This is a genomic window from Neptunomonas sp. (assembly GCF_016744175.1).
Taxonomy (GTDB): domain Bacteria; phylum Pseudomonadota; class Gammaproteobacteria; order Pseudomonadales; family Balneatricaceae; genus Neptunomonas.
Genome location: NZ_JADGEV010000018.1, coordinates 38,130 through 56,556, shown reverse-complemented (window position 1 = coordinate 56,556; position 18,427 = coordinate 38,130). Strand labels below are relative to the sequence as shown.

16 protein-coding genes are annotated in these 18,427 nt (G+C 43.9%); 14 read left to right on the top strand and 2 right to left on the bottom strand.

From position 1 onward, the window contains the following. From QZZ55_RS10350 to QZZ55_RS10310, 9 genes are all read left to right on the top strand, one after another. On the top strand, positions 1-129 hold a 129-nt coding region (locus tag QZZ55_RS10350; protein WP_293267267.1), incomplete at its 5' end, for a biotin/lipoyl-containing protein. A gap of 32 nt (positions 130-161) precedes the next feature. Next, positions 162-1,502 carry an acetyl-CoA carboxylase biotin carboxylase subunit gene (gene accC, locus QZZ55_RS10345; protein ID WP_293267248.1) on the top strand — a complete coding sequence of 447 codons (1,341 nt, stop codon included), beginning with the start codon at positions 162-164 and terminating at the stop codon, positions 1,500-1,502. A 106-nt stretch (positions 1,503-1,608) separates the two neighbouring features. Further along, a complete protein-coding gene (gene prmA, locus QZZ55_RS10340) occupies positions 1,609-2,502 on the top strand; it encodes a 50S ribosomal protein L11 methyltransferase (protein ID WP_293267247.1) in 894 nt (297 codons plus the stop codon). After that, positions 2,499-3,302, top strand: coding sequence for a zinc-ribbon and DUF3426 domain-containing protein (locus tag QZZ55_RS10335; RefSeq protein ID WP_293267246.1), 804 nt, complete (start codon positions 2,499-2,501; stop codon positions 3,300-3,302). The genes prmA and QZZ55_RS10335 overlap by 4 nt, the downstream gene beginning before the upstream one ends. A 161-nt stretch (positions 3,303-3,463) precedes the next feature. Then, a complete protein-coding gene (gene dusB, locus QZZ55_RS10330; RefSeq protein WP_293267245.1) occupies positions 3,464-4,450 on the top strand; it encodes a tRNA dihydrouridine synthase DusB in 987 nt (328 codons plus the stop codon). A gap of 39 nt (positions 4,451-4,489) precedes the next feature. After that, positions 4,490-4,777, top strand: coding sequence for a DNA-binding transcriptional regulator Fis (gene fis / locus QZZ55_RS10325; RefSeq protein WP_293267266.1), 288 nt, complete (start codon positions 4,490-4,492; stop codon positions 4,775-4,777). Between the two features lie 33 nt (positions 4,778-4,810). Further along, positions 4,811-6,397, top strand: a complete 1,587-nt coding sequence (purH, locus tag QZZ55_RS10320; RefSeq protein WP_293267244.1) for a bifunctional phosphoribosylaminoimidazolecarboxamide formyltransferase/IMP cyclohydrolase — start codon at positions 4,811-4,813, stop codon at positions 6,395-6,397. 54 nt (positions 6,398-6,451) lie between these two features. Further along, entirely contained in the window at positions 6,452-7,735 is a 1,284-nt protein-coding gene (gene purD / locus QZZ55_RS10315) for a phosphoribosylamine--glycine ligase (RefSeq protein ID WP_293267243.1), read from the top strand. A 215-nt stretch (positions 7,736-7,950) separates the two neighbouring features. Then, positions 7,951-9,339, top strand: coding sequence for a tetratricopeptide repeat protein (locus QZZ55_RS10310; RefSeq protein ID WP_293267242.1), 1,389 nt, complete (start codon positions 7,951-7,953; stop codon positions 9,337-9,339). Between the two features lie 7 nt (positions 9,340-9,346). Here the strand turns inward: QZZ55_RS10310 and QZZ55_RS10305 are convergent, their stop codons facing one another. After that, on the bottom strand, positions 9,347-10,450 hold the full coding sequence (locus QZZ55_RS10305; RefSeq protein ID WP_293267241.1) for a hypothetical protein: 1,104 nt from the start codon (positions 10,448-10,450) through the stop codon (positions 9,347-9,349). A 47-nt stretch (positions 10,451-10,497) separates the two neighbouring features. Beyond that, on the bottom strand, positions 10,498-11,694 hold the full coding sequence (locus QZZ55_RS10300; protein ID WP_293267240.1) for a L,D-transpeptidase family protein: 1,197 nt from the start codon (positions 11,692-11,694) through the stop codon (positions 10,498-10,500). A gap of 395 nt (positions 11,695-12,089) precedes the next feature. On the opposite strand from QZZ55_RS10300, the gene QZZ55_RS10295 reads away from it, so the two are divergent. The 5 genes from QZZ55_RS10295 to QZZ55_RS10275 all read left to right on the top strand — a co-directional run bounded on the left by QZZ55_RS10295 (position 12,090) and on the right by QZZ55_RS10275 (position 18,407). Further along, a complete protein-coding gene (locus QZZ55_RS10295) occupies positions 12,090-13,148 on the top strand; it encodes a Glu/Leu/Phe/Val dehydrogenase dimerization domain-containing protein (protein WP_293267239.1) in 1,059 nt (352 codons plus the stop codon). Beyond that, the gene (gene pdhA / locus QZZ55_RS10290; protein WP_293267238.1) at positions 13,145-14,227 is read left to right on the top strand and encodes a pyruvate dehydrogenase (acetyl-transferring) E1 component subunit alpha; all 1,083 of its coding nucleotides are present in this window, start codon (positions 13,145-13,147) and stop codon (positions 14,225-14,227) included. The genes QZZ55_RS10295 and pdhA overlap by 4 nt, the downstream gene beginning before the upstream one ends. Next, positions 14,224-15,213: an alpha-ketoacid dehydrogenase subunit beta gene (locus tag QZZ55_RS10285; RefSeq protein ID WP_293267237.1), complete on the top strand. Its 990-nt coding sequence runs from the start codon at positions 14,224-14,226 to the stop codon at positions 15,211-15,213. The genes pdhA and QZZ55_RS10285 overlap by 4 nt, the downstream gene beginning before the upstream one ends. A gap of 1 nt (position 15,214) precedes the next feature. Next, on the top strand, positions 15,215-16,336 hold the full coding sequence (locus QZZ55_RS10280) for a dihydrolipoamide acetyltransferase family protein (RefSeq protein WP_293267236.1): 1,122 nt from the start codon (positions 15,215-15,217) through the stop codon (positions 16,334-16,336). Positions 16,337-16,484: 148 nt separating this feature from the next. Then, positions 16,485-18,407: a PrkA family serine protein kinase gene (locus tag QZZ55_RS10275; protein ID WP_293267235.1), complete on the top strand. Its 1,923-nt coding sequence runs from the start codon at positions 16,485-16,487 to the stop codon at positions 18,405-18,407. Positions 18,408-18,427: the final 20 nt, after the last annotated feature.

Below are 18,427 nucleotides of genomic sequence, written 5' to 3'. Positions count from 1 at the left end.
ATCTGTATCGTCGAAGCTATGAAAATGATGAACCAGATTGAAGCTGACAAGTCCGGTGTTGTTGAAGCTATCTTGATTGAAGATGGTCAGCCAGTAGAATTTGATCAGCCGCTGGTCACTATTGTTTAATCGTCCGAATATCGCTAAAGGAACTTAACCAGATGCTGGAAAAAGTTGTTATTGCCAACCGAGGCGAAATTGCTCTGCGCATTCTGAGAGCCTGTAAAGAGCTTGGTATTAAAACCGTTGCTATCCACTCTCAGCCAGATCGCGACCTTATGCACGTACGACTGGCCGACCAGGCCGTTTGTATTGGCCCTGCATCCTCTGCAAAAAGCTATCTAAACATCCCTGCTATTATCAGCGCAGCAGAAGTAACTGATGCTACCGCTATCCATCCAGGGTATGGGTTTCTTGCCGAGAATGCTGCATTTGCAGACCAAGTAGAGCAATCAGGCTTTGTATTTATTGGCCCTACTGGCGACGTTATTCGCAAAATGGGTGACAAGGTTTCTGCCATTGCAGCCATGAGAGAAGCAGGCGTACCTACGGTTCCTGGTTCTGACGGCGCCTTGCCAACAGACCCCGACAAAATTCACGCTATAGCGAAACGTATTGGCTACCCTGTTATTATCAAAGCAGCATCAGGCGGCGGTGGTCGCGGTATGCGCGTAGTGAATTCAGAAGCCTCACTCATTAGCTCCATTCACGTGACCCAGTCTGAAGCAGCTGCTGCATTTGGCGACCCGACGGTCTACATGGAAAAATTTCTTGAAAATCCACGTCATGTGGAAATTCAGGTATTAGCTGACGGCCAAGGCAATGCAATCCATCTTTATGATCGCGATTGCTCAATGCAGCGCCGTCACCAAAAAGTTGTTGAAGAAGCACCTGCGCCTAAAATTGACCCTGAAGCTCGTCGCCAGGTCTTACAGTCCTGTGTTGATGCATGCATCAAAATTGGTTACCGCGGCGCCGGTACTTTTGAGTTCTTATACGAGAATGGCGGCTTTTACTTTATCGAAATGAACACCCGTGTTCAGGTAGAGCACCCTGTAACAGAGATGATTACAGGCGTTGATATCGTAAAAGAACAGCTACGTGTCGCTGCAGGTCTTCCGCTTTCTTATAAGCAGGAAGATATTGTTGCTCGCGGACATTCATTTGAGTGTCGCATCAATGCTGAAGACGCTAAAACATTCTTACCAAGCCCAGGTAAGGTTGTTCATTTCCATGCTCCTGGCGGCAATGGCGTTCGTGTTGATTCTCATTTATACGATGGCTATACAGTACCTCCACATTACGACTCACTCATCGCTAAACTCATTACTTATGGAGAAGACCGCGAAACGGCCCTTACTCGCATGAGAAATGCATTAGATGAAATGCTGATTGAAGGTATTCGCACCAACATAGCCCTACATCAAGAGATTGTTCGTGACGCTCACTTTATGGAAGGCGGTATGAATATTCACTATCTTGAAAAGAAACTAGATATGTAAATATCTAATGTCACTTTTAAAGCCCGCACAGCGGGCTTTTTTGTTCTCAGAAGGGAATCTTTGCGCAATACTTTAACCCAACCGTTCGAATAGGATTCTAGATACTATGCCCTGGCTTCAACTCAAAATGGAAATCAAACCCGAATTATCAGAACAGTTCGAAGATATTCTCTTGGCTGCAGGATGCGCAGCTGTCACTTACGAAGACAGCGCAGACCAGCCTATTTTTGAGCCAGACCTAGGCACAACTCCTCTATGGCAGCACACCACTATCACCGGTTTATTCGCTGCAGAGCATGATCTTCAAGTAACCGAAGAGTTTATCCAGCAAGCGCATAAACAGATTTTTGACAACTCACCTTTCCCCCCTTTTAAGGCTGAAATCTTGGAAGATAAAGACTGGGAGCGGGAATGGATGAAAAACTACCACCCAATGCAGTTCGGCAAACGACTATGGATCTGCCCGAGCTGGAGAGATGTACCTGACCCTAAAGCTGTTAACCTAATGCTAGATCCAGGACTCGCCTTCGGCACAGGCACTCACCCAACCACTGCACTTTGCCTCGAGTGGCTAGATGGCCAGAAGCTCGATAATAAAACAGTCACTGATTACGGCTGCGGTTCGGGAATTTTAGGAATCGCATCACTCTTATTAGGTGCGACACACGTAACTTCAGTTGATATCGATCCACAAGCACTACAAGCAACCCGTGATAACTTACAGCGCAACAAGCTACCAAATAAGCTCATGGATGTTTACTTGCCGGAAAATGCTCCATTAATTGAAACAGATGTATTGGTCGCTAATATTTTAGCCGGCCCACTGACGTCACTAGCGCCCGTATTAGCCCAGCGTGTTCGCCAAGGTGGACTCATCGCATTATCCGGCTTACTAAAGCAGCAAGCCGAAGAGATACAAAACACATACGGTGAATGGTTTGATTTAGACCCTGTTACCGAACGTGAGGAATGGATTCGTATTACTGGCAGGAAGCGATGAATGAAAAATCTATAAAAACCTGCTGCCCGGCGTGCAATACACACTTCAATGTTACCACCGGGCAGCTTAAAGTAGCTGCCGGAATGGTACGCTGCGGCAGTTGCTTACATGTTTTTAATGCGACACCAATAAACACCGCCAACAAACCTAAAGCGAGTACTCCTTCTAAAGTGACGAGTACGATACCCACTGTCGCACAAAATAATCAACCTGTTAAAAGCCAGCAGTTATTACGACAAAAACCTATACGCAGTGAATTACTCAATATCCCAGAAGCGGATCTGGCATCTGATATTCTACCCGCCACGCCACCGACTTCATCCACGGCACTGGGGTATATTTCCTATACTTGCATTTCAGTACTTATTGCCCTTTTGATAGCCCAAACATTATGGTTTAAACAAGAGCAGTGGGCTCAGCACAACTTACTAAGGCCCGTATACTCAACACTATATGAACTTGCTAACTTACCATTACCCGAAAAGAAAGCTTCTCAGCTCATCCTAAACAAAAAATTTATTATTCAGCCACATGAAGAATTTGTAGATGCTATCAGGGTGTCACTGTTACTAGAAAATGCGGCACACTTCCCCCAGCCTTTTCCAGGCTTACAAATACTTTTTACCGATTTAAAGGGCCGCACAACCTCACAACGAACCTTAACCGCAGAAGAATATGTAAATACTGCTTTATTTCCAAATCAGCTGATGCCAAGTAACCAACCCATTCAAATACAGATAGATTTAATGGCACCCGGTCGCCGAGCCGTTGGCTACCAATTGAACATGATTTTCGACTAAAACTACTTCGCTCTAAAAAACCTACATGATCAAAAAATCATCAAAACGTCTTGGAGCCTCAGGCGCAAATGGAGTATCATTACGCCCTTCCCTTGAATAAACATTTTCACTGTCCTTTATGGAGAGTGGTTAACTATTGTTTCTGACAACTAAGGCATGTCATGTTCCAAATTGGTCCCTACAACATCGACAGCCAAGTAATACTTGCCCCTATGGCTGGCGTTACTGACCAACCCTTTCGACAGCTATGCCGTCGTCTAGGTGCGGGTCTTGTTGTATCCGAAATGGTGACCTCTGATACGCGCTTATGGAATAGCCGCAAATCAGTTAACCGGCTAAACCATACCGGCGAAGATGAACCTCGTTCAGTACAAATTGCCGGTGGCGACCCTCTCATGATGGCAGAAGCTGCCCGCATGAATGCAGAGCGCGGGGCTCAAATTATTGACATCAATATGGGCTGCCCAGCCAAAAAAGTCTGCAATAAAGCGGCGGGATCTGCCTTATTAAAAGATGAGCCGTTAGTGCTTTCTATCTTACAAGCCGTTGTAGGTGCTGTGGATATTCCAGTAACACTTAAAATTCGTACTGGCTGGTCTACTGATCAAAAGAATGCCGAAACGGTCGCACGAATGGCTGAAGACACTGGCATCCAAGCACTTGCTATTCACGGAAGAACCAGAGCATGTGGGTACAAAGGTGAAGCGGAGTACGACACAATAGCAAATGTTAGAAAAATTATTGAAATACCTCTGTTTGCAAATGGTGATATTTCTTCCCCTGAAAAAGCAAAAGAAGTATTGAGTTATACCGGTGCTGATGCCGTTATGATTGGCAGAACAGCACAAGGGAACCCATGGATTTTTAAGGAGATCGATCATTATCTCCGCCATAACAAACGATTAGAGAAGCCTGCTCTACAAGAAGTTCGAAACACTCTTCTTTCGCATTTAGCCGCTTTACATCAATTTTATGGTGAATATTTAGGCGTCAGGATAGCCCGTAAACACGTTGGTTGGTACTTGCATCATCAGCCAAAAGGCGTATCTTTTCGCGCTCACTTCAACCAACTGGAATCAGCAGTCGAACAGGTAGCCGCTATCGAGCAATATTTTAAACAGGCTCATGTGACAATTGCTGCTGCCTGATTCAAGTCAATGGGTATAGGGTATATAAGTACTGTGGATATTAAAGAAAACTCAACAATAGCTTTTACCAGAACAACCGGATCTCAGGAAGAGACACAACACCAAACATTACGTGACAGCGTTCATACATCGCTGGGGCATTACTTTAAACAGTTAGATGGCCAACCTGTTACTGATGTTTACCAAATGGTATTAGCCGAAATCGAAGCTCCATTATTTGAAACAGTGATGGCATATACCAAAGACAATCAGACAAAAGCCTCTGAGTTACTCGGTCTTAACCGCGGTACTCTTCGCAAGAAGCTGAAACAATACGGCTTACTGTAATTTTTTTCATTTCCAACGATAGTGACATTACCAATGGCTGAGCAAAACTACACACCTATCCGTCGAGCACTGATTAGTGTCTCAGATAAAACCGGAATCATTGAGTTCGCACGCGCACTACAAGCACAAGGCGTAGAAATCCTTTCGACAGGCGGAACATACAAACTTCTGTGTGACAACCAAATTCCTGCGGTTGAAGTTTCCGACTACACCGGCTTTCCTGAAATGATGGATGGGCGTGTGAAAACTCTGCATCCTAAAGTTCACGGTGGAATTTTAGGTCGTCGCGGTAAAGATGACGCCATCATGAACGAGCACGGTATCAATCCAATTGATATGGTAATCGTCAACCTTTACCCGTTTCAAGAAACCATAGCACGCCCTGATTGCGACCTAGCGCTTGCTATTGAGAACATTGATATTGGCGGCCCTACCATGGTTCGCTCTGCGGCCAAAAACCATAAAGATGTTGCTATCGTTGTTAACGCTAATAGCTATGAAGTCGTACTTGAAGAGCTTGCTGCTAACAAAGGCTTGTCTCACAAGACTCGTTTTGACTTAGCCGTGCAGGCATTTGAGCATACTGCTGCATACGATGGCATGATTGCTAATTACCTAGGCGCTATTGTTGAAAGCGACGATATTGAAGACCCTGCTACTTTCCCTAGAACATTTAACACTCAGTTCATTAAAGCGCAGGACATGCGATACGGTGAAAACCCTCACCAACGCGCAGCCTTCTACGTTGAAAGTAACCCAGTTGAAGCCTCTGTAGCCACTGCTCGCCAACTACAAGGTAAGGCACTTTCTTACAATAACGTTGCCGATACTGATGCAGCCCTTGAATGTGTTAAACCTTTCCGTGAGCCTGCTTGCGTTATTGTTAAGCATGCTAACCCTTGCGGTGTTGCCGTTGGTATCGATCTTCTAAGCGCATATAACCTTGCTTTCCAGACAGACCCAACATCGGCATTTGGCGGCATTATTGCCTTTAACCGTGAACTTGATGCAACCACTGCCCAAGCCATTGTTGATCGTCAGTTTGTAGAAGTAATCATTGCGCCAAAAGTGACACAAGCAGCATCTGATATCATCGCAGCTAAGCCGAATGTTCGCTTACTAGAATGTGGCGAATGGGACTCTGAGCGTTCACATGGATTTGATTACAAACGCGTTAATGGCGGCCTACTTGTCCAAGACCGCGACATGGGTATGGTTAACGCTTCTGAATTAAAAATTGTTACTGAAGTTGCTCCTTCTGAACAAGAGATTCGCGACCTATTATTCTGCTGGGAAGTTGCCAAGTTTGTTAAATCAAACGCCATCGTATACGCCAAAAATGGCCAAACGATCGGTATAGGCGCGGGCCAAATGAGCCGCGTATATAGCGCCAAAATCGCAGGCATAAAAGCAGCAGACGAAGGCTTGGAAGTTAAAGGTTCCGTTATGGCGTCTGATGCATTTTTCCCATTCAGAGACGGCATCGATGCCGCTGCAGCTGCAGGTATTAAAGCAGTTATTCAGCCAGGTGGTTCAATGCGCGATCAAGAAGTTATTGATGCTGCCAATGAAGCTGGCATGGCAATGGTCTTTACTGGCATGCGTCACTTTCGCCATTAATCGTTAACGTCAGTGCAGCTTTCGAGCTGCACAAGTAAACAAGAGTAGATTCAGATGAAAGTATTGATTATTGGTTCTGGCGGGCGTGAACATGCACTGGCTTGGTCTGCAGCAAAAGACACCCAAGTGAGCGATGTTTTTATTGCTCCAGGTAACGCGGCAACCGCTTTAGAAGACAAAATGAATAATGTTGCTATTGATGTGATGGACATTGATGGTTTGATCACATTTGCTAAAAGCAATGCGATTGACCTCACCATTGTTGGCCCTGAAGCACCATTGGTTGCCGGAGTTGTTGATAGTTTCCGCGATGCAGGTTTAGCTATTTTTGGCCCAACAGCAGGCGCTGCGCAACTTGAAGGCTCTAAAGCTTTCACAAAAGACTTCTTAGCTCGTCATGTAATCCCTACTGGCTGGTATCAGAACTTTACTGAAATCGAGCCTGCTCTTGCTTATGTTCGTGTAAAAGGCGCTCCGATTGTTATTAAAGCTGACGGCTTAGCCGCTGGTAAAGGTGTTATCGTTGCGATGACATTAGATGAAGCTGAAGCCGCTATTCGCGATATGCTAGCCGATAACGTATTCGGAGATGCCGGCAGCCGTGTAGTTATTGAAGAGTTTCTTGATGGTGAAGAAGCCTCTTTCATCGTTATGGTTGATGGCGACAACGTACTTAGTATGGCCACCAGCCAAGACCATAAACGTGTGGGAAATGCTGATACTGGCCCCAACACAGGCGGCATGGGTGCATACTCACCTGCTCCAGTGGTCACGCCAGATATCCATCAACGCGTTATGGATGAAGTTATCATGCCAACGGTTAACGGCATGAAGGCAGAAGGAAATGAGTACACTGGCTTTCTTTACGCTGGTTTAATGATCATGGCAGACGGCACACCTAAAGTCATTGAGTACAACTGTCGTTTTGGTGATCCAGAAACACAACCCATTATGCTTCGTCTAAAAAGTAGCATTGTTGAATTATGTCAGGCCGCTTTAGCTAAAAAGCTCGATACTACAACCGCAGACTGGGATCAACGAAGTGCAGTAGGCGTTGTAATGGCAGCCGGTGGTTACCCTGCTGACTACAAAAAAGGTGATGTTATTTCACTACCGTCTTCTACTCCTGAAGGAACTAAAATCTTCCATGCTGGCACTAAAGAACTCGACGGTAATGTTGTAACGGCAGGTGGGCGTGTACTATGCGTCACTGCGTTAGGTGATAGTGTTACCCAAGCTCAACAACGCGCTTATCAGCTACTAGAAAAAGTCAGCTGGAAAGATGCTTATTTTAGAACAGATATTGCATACCGAGCCATTGCCAGAGAGCAATCATAGTTCGCTCTATATAAAGCCACTTACGAGTGGCTTTTTTGCACTTATATTTTACCGGAATTAACAACCAGTTAAGCCAAAATTGTCTGCACTTTCAGACGCTACGCATCAACTGAATATTCAGGTTATAATCAATAAAAAAAGCATGTCAGTTATTTGGGTTTTTCATTATTGACACAAACAGCAAGCGAATTCATCAGCGGACTAAACAGCGATTCATGGATATTAAACTAACACCTATTGCTCTATTTATTGCTGCCAGTATGGCAACCACTGGTTGCAGTGCGGATAGCCGAGAAGCCAACAACAGCGAGTACTGCCGTAATGGCGGCTTCAGCACTGACTACACCTGCGATCAGGACAAACAAGTTCCTGATAAAAAGATGATCAATGTAAGAGCATTACCATCCACCGATGAAGCATGGATGGAAGGCAAGCTGGCCGAGATAAAAGCATGGCTTCAGCAAGAGCAAGGGCCATCAGCATCTACTAAAACACTCGCTAACCAGTCTTCTCTAACAACACAAAAAACTCTTGCTGTAAGAAGCCCATCTGCCACTGATCCTGAATTGATGCGCATAGAGACAATGTCGCGCGAAAAAAACCATCGCGCAGCTATGTCCGCAATTAACAGCTTTTTGGCAACCCACCCCAACAGTCTTGAAGGCAAACTTACAAAAAGCCTTGTATTGAATAACATGGGGCAATTTAAAGAAGCCGAAGCACTTCTAAAAAATACCATTGCACGCTACCCAAGTTCACCAGAACTCTACAATAACCTTGCTGTTCTATACTCAGGGCAAGGAGACTATGGCAAAGCCATAGAAACTTTATTACAAGCGTTCAGCACGCACCCTACGTACGCTCAAGTACACCAAAACTTACGTGAATTATATGCGACCGTTGCTTCACAGGCTTACAATCGCGCACTAGACTTAAATGAGACAAATACTGCTCCTCAGTTAGTCATGTTACGCCGGACTTCAAACAACAATGCCCCAGAATTGAACTATCAACCGAGTGCTATTTTGGCCAGCAGTACGACAACTTCTACAAAAAAAGCACCGGTTAGCCAACCAACGGTTGCACTTGTACAACCCACACCTAAAAAGCCAATCGTTACAAAACCGGCTATTAGCAAGCCTGTTATTAAAATACCTAAACAACCCAAGCCGGTTATTGCCAAAGTAGCAGTTAAACCTATAAAAAAACTAGTCGTAGTTGAAGCCTCTACTCCAGCCAAAACAAAACCCATCAACACAAACCAGTTAGCGAAAGAAGCGGCAAACCATGTCACAAACTGGGCTACAGCATGGTCTGAGCAAAACGTTTCGGGCTACTTGAATGCTTACACTACAGGCTATCGTCCGTTAAATGGCTTAACAAATAAGTCGTGGAAGTCACAGCGTAATCAACGCCTAACGAAGCCTACTTTCATCAAGGTTAAACTAGGTAACATCCGTACTAGCATCATAAATGCAAGCACGGCCAAAGTGACTTTTAAACAGTCCTACCAATCTAATACATTTAAAGACTCGTCTACAAAACAAGTAATGTTAACGCGCGTGAACAATGCGTGGAAAATTAAAGAAGAGCGTTCTCTTTAGTAGAACGTCACTCTTTTGATAATAGGCGAACTTCCTGATTAGTTTCGCCTATTATTTTCCAAGTACCGCCTTCTTTTCTGAACGACAGTATTTTGAAAGTATTATCTTGATACCCATCAGAGCGATATAGCTGCCAGAACCTTGCATGTATTTCTACTTCATTTACCCGTTCCAGCTGCACAGGGCCAACTTCAATACTAATCCACGTAGGCTGCTTTAACCTTTTTTTACGCCACCGACGCCACTCTCTTGGCAACATACTTTTGTACGCAGAATACCCTTGAGCATACATCGAAAAGTACTTATCAATGTTTTGTACCTGCCATGCAGTAGACCACTCATTAATCACTTCATTCAGCTGTGTAGTTTCATTCACCGACACAATTTCAAATGCATCGACAGTACTTCCTTGTTCGAATGATTCACTCTTCACAGTCTGCTCTATAGCTTTAGCCTTCGCTTCAGTAACATCGAATGGCGTTGGCGTTGACGAAAACTTTTCCAGCATCGCCAATGACAGCATGCCTGTCATCATGATGCTGCCAGCAAAACATAGTGCAGGTATTTTATAGCGCGACAATGCAGATTGATCAGAGTGAGAACCAGAGATTGAGACTAAACTGCCTACACGCTCATGGACCACGCTAAGAAGAGGCTTATATGACACAGAATGAAGTGTAGTATCAGATATTTTCAGTAATACTCGAACAGAAAACTGGCCTGCCTTTGATACAGGAGCATACCTTTGTATTTGCATGAGAAGATCAACTGGAAGCTTTTCTCCGTCAGCAATAACCCAAAGTACCTCCCCTCTTTCAGACCACTTCCTAAGGCTATGCTGGAGAACAGCATGGTCAGTCGTCGAGATATTTAGTGCATCAACTAATAGTTCAGCAAAGCTGGCGTACTGGCTTGAAGAATGCCAATAGACTACCGTTCCTTCAACTTTACGCTCAAACGCTAATTGTATTGCGTCAGACCCACTGCCTGTTAATTGGACCAGACCAAAGTCAGGTAGAGCCTGCACCAACCACTGAGCTCTTGACTCATCCCTTGCTGATGACTCAGCTGAGCGGCGGTAATTTGGATTGAAAACTGATCCTCGTGTCATTCATATCTCTAGCATACAGAATGATGGTTCTAACAACAGAGTGCTTCTTATGGCTTCCCTTTAGAAGGCGCGCCTTCATAGGCAATCTTCCATTGACCATCCTCTTTCACCCAGTATTGTCGTTTAATAGACTCACCTGCATAATTATTTGATTCATAATCTTGATTGAAAGTGGCTACCATTAAACTAGGGTCATTTGGGTAACGAAAAAGACTCATGTCTTTCAGGTCAATTTTAATGAATTCCTTACTAGAATTGACGCGTTCCTTATACTCAGAGAATGCTTGGTAATCTCGTTCACCATCACGATACTTTTTGGAGTAATGAGTAATATAGCGACTATGCTCTTGGCTTTCCCAATCAACACGCCATTGTTCTATATTTTTTTGAATTGTATTCTGTTGCGCCACCCAGCTTTTTTGATCTATCCAATCAAAACCACTACCAATAAGCACTGGTGTATTTTTTATATCAATCAATTTATCAAGATCAATAAAATCTGGATTTGTTAAAGAGATACAGCCTTCGCTGGCTTTAGGAGGTCGGCTATATGTGTCCACAGGAGAACCATGAACCCATATTCCGCTGCCTGTACGGCCTTTACGAGAATCCCAGACATTTGGGTAGTTAATAGGCAAAGCCCCTGACCCATAGCGCTCAGGAAGCCGATCATCGAAAAAACGATTCGTTACAAAGTAAACACCTAGCGGTGTTTTCAAATCCCCTCTTTTCTGTTTTTCCGTTCCACCTCGACCATATGATGCGTAATAGTCTTTTATGAGTGTTGGCACTCCTTTACGGTTTTCAAAAACAAATAATCGAGAAAATTTTGTATCTATTCCGATCAGATACTTCTGATCCTTACTCATTTTAATCAGACTGCTTGGTATCAATCCAGATTGAGGTTTATCTTTGCTAATCAATAATCGAGCACGCGCTTCATCAATAAGCCCATTTATCTCTTTTTTTCGCTGACTTCTTTCACTACCAATTTGGCCTAACGGATTAGCTTGAGATGCCATCAAATCAGCATAAACTAGCTGAGCCAAGCGAAAATCTGGTCGCTTGGTCGTCAATTCCTTAAACTGAGATAACGCCGTATCAAATTGCTGAGAAGCTAAGGAATCCAAACCCTTCAGTAGGAGTTCTTCATTCCCCTCTGAAATGCCATAATCTGATGCAGCTTGCAACGAAAAGGAGCAGCATAAAAATGAACTAAGGACAATTTTTTTAAGCTTGCGCATGAATAACCCGAATCACTTTGGTCTGAAAGAAATTAATAATCCATAATGTACCATTTATATTCTAGTACAACCGATTATATATATTTTTATTTATTGCAACTCTACTTTAACAACCAAAATACTTAAAAATTCCATTTAATGTGTTTAATTTTTTTTATTTGCTTCATTGCACAATAATTATACGAACAACTCTGCATATTCTTGAACTAGCTTACATGATTCGCCAGTTTGCAAACTTTTTTGCGCCGCAAAATAAACCTCTTTGTAAAACCAAAAGAATTAAAAACTGGCGGAACTTTCTTCCAAACTGTGCTATCCAGATAATAACCCTTTTAAAAAAATGAGTGCATTAAACAACCTGATTTCCACAGTCAACAAGAACGGAGGATCCCGTTATGTTTACCCAGATGGAATACGCAGGCACTTCTGATCTGCATTTATATCATGACAAGGCAAGTAGCCTAAAAGCGGTCATTGCCATCCATTCAACAACGCTGGGCCCTGCAATTGGCGGGTGCCGCTTTCTTCCTTACTCCAACAGTAAGGATGCAATTAAAGACGCCCTCCAACTGGCAAAAGGCATGAGTTACAAAGCAGCCTTAGCGGGCTTACCACACGGCGGTGGAAAATCAGTCATCATGCTACCCGATAATGCCTTTGATCGTCAGGTTTTAATGCGCTCCTTTGGCCAGTGTATCGAACAACTCCAGGGGCGTTATATCACCGCCATGGATAGTGGCACACTTACTTCCGATATGGATGAAATAGCCAAAAGCACTCGCTGGGTAACATGTACAAGCACCTCGGGGGACCCTTCACCTTATACCGCACTAGGTGTAATCGAGGGCATGAAATCAGCAGTAAAACACTTATTTGGAAAAAATAATTTAGAAGGCATTCGCATTTCTATTCAAGGGCTTGGACATGTAGGTATGGCTGTTGCTTCACATTTATCGCTTGAAGGCGCACACCTAACAGTAACCGACATTAATAATGATCTGATTAAAGCCGCTTTAGAGGAATTCAATGCAAAAGCAGTTTCACCTGACGATATATACGCTGCGGATGTTGATATCTTTTGTCCTTGTGGCTTAGGCGAAGTCCTTAATGAAAAAACGATAGGTTCTATCAAAGCACAAATTATAGCGGGCTCCGCCAACAACCAACTTCTCAGCCCCAAGGATGGTTATGCACTCCACCAGCGCGATATCCTTTATTTGCCAGATTATGTCGTCAACAGTGGAGGCTTGATTTTTGTTGCCCTGACTCATGCAAGTGAAGACCAACAAACAATTCACCATCAAGTGGCAAATATCGGCAAAACACTGACAAATTTTTTTTCAACCTCTCAGTCCAGCTCCATTCCACCTTTCGCCCTAGCCAATCAAAAAGCCGAAGCTATTTTAAATAATGCAGCCTCACCCACTCACTCAGATACGAGGGCTAACTTATGAACATTTCTTATGAAGGGAGCATTTCTTTCACACAGTTCATCAATGAACAAAGCGAGGTTGTTAATCCATTACCTGAGTGGGCTCTCGTTGATAAAGTGTTAGTTCATTATTACCAACAAATGGTCATTGCCCGACAGTTCGATAATAAGGCCATCGCTTTACAGCGGACCGGACAACTGGGCACCTACGCTTCTTCGGCAGGTTGTGAGGCCATAGATATTGTCATTGCATCCTTGATGCATAAAGAAGATGTTTTAGTGCCTTACTATCGTAATCATGCCATGCAGATGGTCCGCGGTATGAAATTATCTGAAATTTTACTCTACTGGGGGGGAGACGAAAGAGGTAACAGTTCGCCAGCACAAAGGGAAGACTTTCCAAACTGCGTGCCCATCGCCACACAATGCCTTCATGCATGTGGTATTGCCAGCGCTATAAAAATACGGAATCAGCAGCGCGCTACTGTTTCTATACTCGGTGATGGCGCTACTTCCAAGGGCGATTTCATGGAAGCGTTAAACGTTGCGGGAGTCTGGCAGTTACCTGTGGTGTTTATCATCAACAATAACCAATGGGCTATTTCTGTTCCTCGCGCATTGCAATCTATTGCCCCGACACTTGCTCAAAAAGCTCTCGCTGCGGGCATTCGTGGCGAGCAAGTAGATGGCAATGATGTTGTTGCTCTTCACCAAAGTGTGGAACAAGCACTACAACGAGCACGTGAAGGTAAAGGGCCTACTCTTATTGAAGCGGTTAGCTATCGTTTATCCGACCATACCACAGCAGACGACGCGACCCGGTACCGTCATCCAGATGCTTTAAAAATGGGCTGGGATAAAGAACCCATTAAACGCTTACGTAATTATTTACATGGCCAAGGATGGTGGCATGAAAGTGATGAAACTCAGTGGCTACAGCACTCATCTGCGCTTATCCAAGATGCTGTTGATCAGTATTTGGACACCCCCCCTCAACCCGTCAGCTCCATGTTCGACTATCTCTATGCAGAACTGCCTTTACAGCTTAAGAAGCAACGCGAAGCTGCCATTTCGCGCAGTGAAAAGGAGGCATCATCATGAGTGGTCAAGAAGCTATATGCATGGTGGAAGCGATCAATTTGGCGTTACACCACGCCATGAGAAATGATAACGATGTCATTGTACTTGGGGAAGATGTCGGTACTAACGGCGGGGTTTTCCGCGCCACTGTTGGTCTAAAAGAGAACTTCGGCATTAAGCGTGTGATGGATACCCCCCTCGCTGAAAATATGATTGCAGGACTTTCAATAGGCATGGCCGCTCAAGGATTAAAACCGATTGCAGAAATTCAATTCATGGGATTTATTTTCCCTGCAATGGAGCACATTGTTTGCCACGCCGCCAGATTACGAAATAGAACTCGCGGAAGATTAAGCTGCCCTCTCGTTATTCGCGCACCCTATGGTGGCGGTATTCATGCGCCAGAGCATCACTCTGAAAGCACCGAAGCTATCTTTGCTCAAATACCAGGCTTAAGAGTAGTCATCCCATCATCGCCTCAACGCGCTTACGGATTGCTATTATCTGCAATACAAAATCCTGATCCTGTCATATTCCTAGAACCAAAACGCATTTACCGTAGCCAGAATCAGATCGTAGAAGATAATGGGCACACACTTCCATTAGATACGTGTTTCACGCTCAGGGAGGGCAATGATATTAGCCTTATCAGCTGGGGTTCTATGATTAAAGAAACCTTAGAAGCCGCGAGCCTATTAGCAGAAGAAGGTATTCAGTGTGAAGTGATCGATGTTGCTACTATGAACCCTCTCGATAGGGAAACCATTCTCGCATCTGTCGGCAAAACGGGTCGGTGCGTCATTATCCAAGAAGCTCCGCTGAACTGCTCAGTAGGCTCAGAAATCGCCAGTATATTAGCGTGCGAAGCGTTATTAGACCTACGAGCACCTATCGCGCGCGTGGGTGGCTACGATACCGTCATGCCGTATTTTCGATTAGAGAACCAATACATGCCGCAAACAGACCAGATCATCGACGCCGCAAAGCGCACTATGGAGTTCGATTAATATGAAATACTTCAAGCTACCAGATCTAGGTGAAGGGCTACCAGAAGCAGATATTTTAGAATGGCATGTCAACGAAGGTGACCACATTGCTGAAGACCAGTTATTGGTTTCTGTTGAAACAGCTAAAGCAGTGATTGAAGTCCCCTCTCCGCAGTCTGGAGTGATAGCTCACCTTTTTGGTGCGCAAGGCGATACAGTTCATACAGGCGAACCCTTGGTCGAGTTTATTACTGATGATGAGGAAGAAGACAGCGGCACAGTTGTTGGCTCGCTGGTGACTGCAGAAGCAGCGAGTCAGGAGGATTCATTTATTATTGGGGCATCGCCAAGTTCTCTTGCTCATAGGCAGCAGCGAGCTACTCCAGCAGTGAGAGCACTCGCTAATCGCTTGGATATTGATCTTGATACCATACAAGGTTCAGGTCAGCAGGGCGCGATAAATACGCATGATGTAGAGCACGCCGCTCGTTTCAATAAAGCTTTTGGCGCACCTGAACGCTTAAAAGGTGTACGCAAACATATGGCTATTAATATGAGCCAGGCACATGCCCAAGTAGTGCCCGTGTCTCTTTTTGAAGATGCTCATATTAGCCATTGGCCCGATAAGACAGACATCATGATGCGCCTTATTCAGGCGATTGCTGCGGCCTGTCAAAAAGAGCCTATTATTAACAGCTGGTTTGATGGCCAACAACTAACACTACGCCAACACCAACATATCGACCTCGGTGTTGCTGTTGATACTGATAAAGGCTTGTTTGTGCCTGTATTAAGAGATATTGCAGGCCGCTCAGAAACGGCATTGCGAGAAGGACTGAATAAGTTACGCGATGATGTTTCAGCCAGGACGATACCTGCAGCAGAGCTACAAGGTGCAACCATTACATTAACCAACTTTGGAACCATGGCTGGCCGGTACGCAACACCTATTATTGTACCGCCGCAGGTAGCGATTATCGGAGCAGGTGTTATCCGTGAAGAAGCCGTAATAAAAAATAAAAAATTAGCCATTGGAAAGATATTACCTATCTCTCTAACTTTTGATCATCGGGTAGCTACAGGAGGCGAAGCTGCTCGTTTTCTACGTGTTTTCATACAGTCGTTAGAAGATAACTTAAACTAAAATGAAACCAAGGCCTGATACAAAAGGTCTAAAAATTAGCGAATATAAATGTAAAGTGTGAGCTACACTGAAATTATAGGTGCTTCAAAATAAAGCTTTTCTATGCAGTGCCTTGACCAGCTCGCCAGCAAACATAAGGGTGAATGCAATGGGTATTTTTGAGAATTATAAATCACGTTATACCTCTACTGTACAAGAAGAAATGTCTCTCACAGAGTATCTTGAACTCTGTAAAACCGACCCTATGGCATACGCTAGTGCGGCTGAGCGAATGCTTAAAGCAATAGGAGAGCCTGAGTTAATTGATACCGCAAAAGACCCGCGTCTGAGCCGTATATTCTCTAACAAAGTAATGAAGCTCTATCCAGCATTTCATGAGTTTTACGGCACTGAAGATGCTATAGAAAATGTCGTTTCCTACTTCCGTCATGCAGCACAAGGACTCGAAGAGCGTAAACAAATTCTTTATCTATTGGGCCCCGTTGGTGGAGGTAAATCATCTCTTGCTGAACGTTTGAAGCACCTAATGGAAAAAATTCCTTTCTACGCTATTAAAGACTCTCCGGTATTTGAATCGCCATTAGGATTATTCAACCCTGAAGAAGATGCTGTCATTCTTGAAGAAGAATTCAATATTCCACATCGCTACTTAAAGGGCATCATGTCACCTTGGGCAGTGAAAAGATTACATGAGTTTGGAGGAGATATTTCCAAGTTCAAAGTTGTCAAACTATATCCCTCTATTCTGAACCAAACAGCGATAGCAAAAACCGAACCCGGTGATGAAAATAATCAAGATATTTCCTGTCTTGTGGGCAAAGTTGATATTCGTAAACTAGAAGAGTTTCCACAACATGATCCAGACGCATACAGCTTTTCCGGTGCTTTATGCCACGCAAACCAAGGGGTCATGGAGTTTGTGGAGATGTTTAAAGCGCCAATCAAAGTACTCCACCCTCTATTAACAGCAACTCAGGAAGGTAATTACAACAGTACCGAGGGTATGGGGGCCATTCCTTATGACGGTATTATCCTAGCCCACTCCAACGAATCTGAGTGGCAGACATTCAAAAACAATAAAACCAATGAAGCATTTATTGACCGTGTTTATATTGTCAAAGTACCTTATTGCACACGTATCTCTGAAGAGATAAAAATATATGAAAAACTCTTAGAGAACAGCTCTCTATTTGCTGCACCCTGTGCTCCAGATACATTAAACATGCTAGCGCAGTTTTCTGTACTATCACGTATGAAAGAGCCAGAAAACTCAAATCTTTACTCTAAAATGCGAGTGTACAACGGTGAAAACCTGAAAGACACTGACCCCAAAGCAAAATCCATGCAAGAATATAAGGACTTAGCGGGTGTCGACGAAGGCATGAGAGGTTTATCTACCCGTTTTGCTTTTAAAATCCTTTCAAAAGTCTTTAATTTCGATCCATCAGAAGTAGCAGCCAACCCTGTTCACTTAATGTATGTATTAGAGCGTGAAATAGAACAACAACAGTTTGCACCCGAGGTCCAAGAAAAATATATTGGCTTTATTAAAGAATACATCGCGCCCAAATACATTGAGCTTTTAGGTAAAGAAATTCAAACCGCATATTTAGAGTCATATTCTGAGTATGGTCAGAATATTTTTGATCGCTACGTAACCTATGCTGATTTCTGGATTCAAGATCAAGAGTATCGCGACCCTGAAACGGGCGATATTCTAAACCGTCAGGCAATTAGCGAAGAGCTAGAAAAAATTGAAAAGCCTGCTGGTATAAGCAATCCAAAAGATTTTCGTCATGAAATTGTTAACTTTGTTTTACGTGCACGCGCCAGTAATGATGGTAATAACCCATCATGGTCAAGCTATGAAAAAATGCGCTCAGTTATCGAGAAAAAAATGTTTTCCAACACTGAGGATCTACTACCCGTCATCTCTTTCAACGCAAAAGGTTCAAGTGATGAGCAAAATAAGCATGGCGAATTTGTACAACGGATGACTGAACGCGGTTACACAGAGAAACAGGTGCGCTTGTTATCTGAATGGTATATCCGCGTAAGAAAATCCCAGTAACAGAGTTCGGTTTCTCGCCG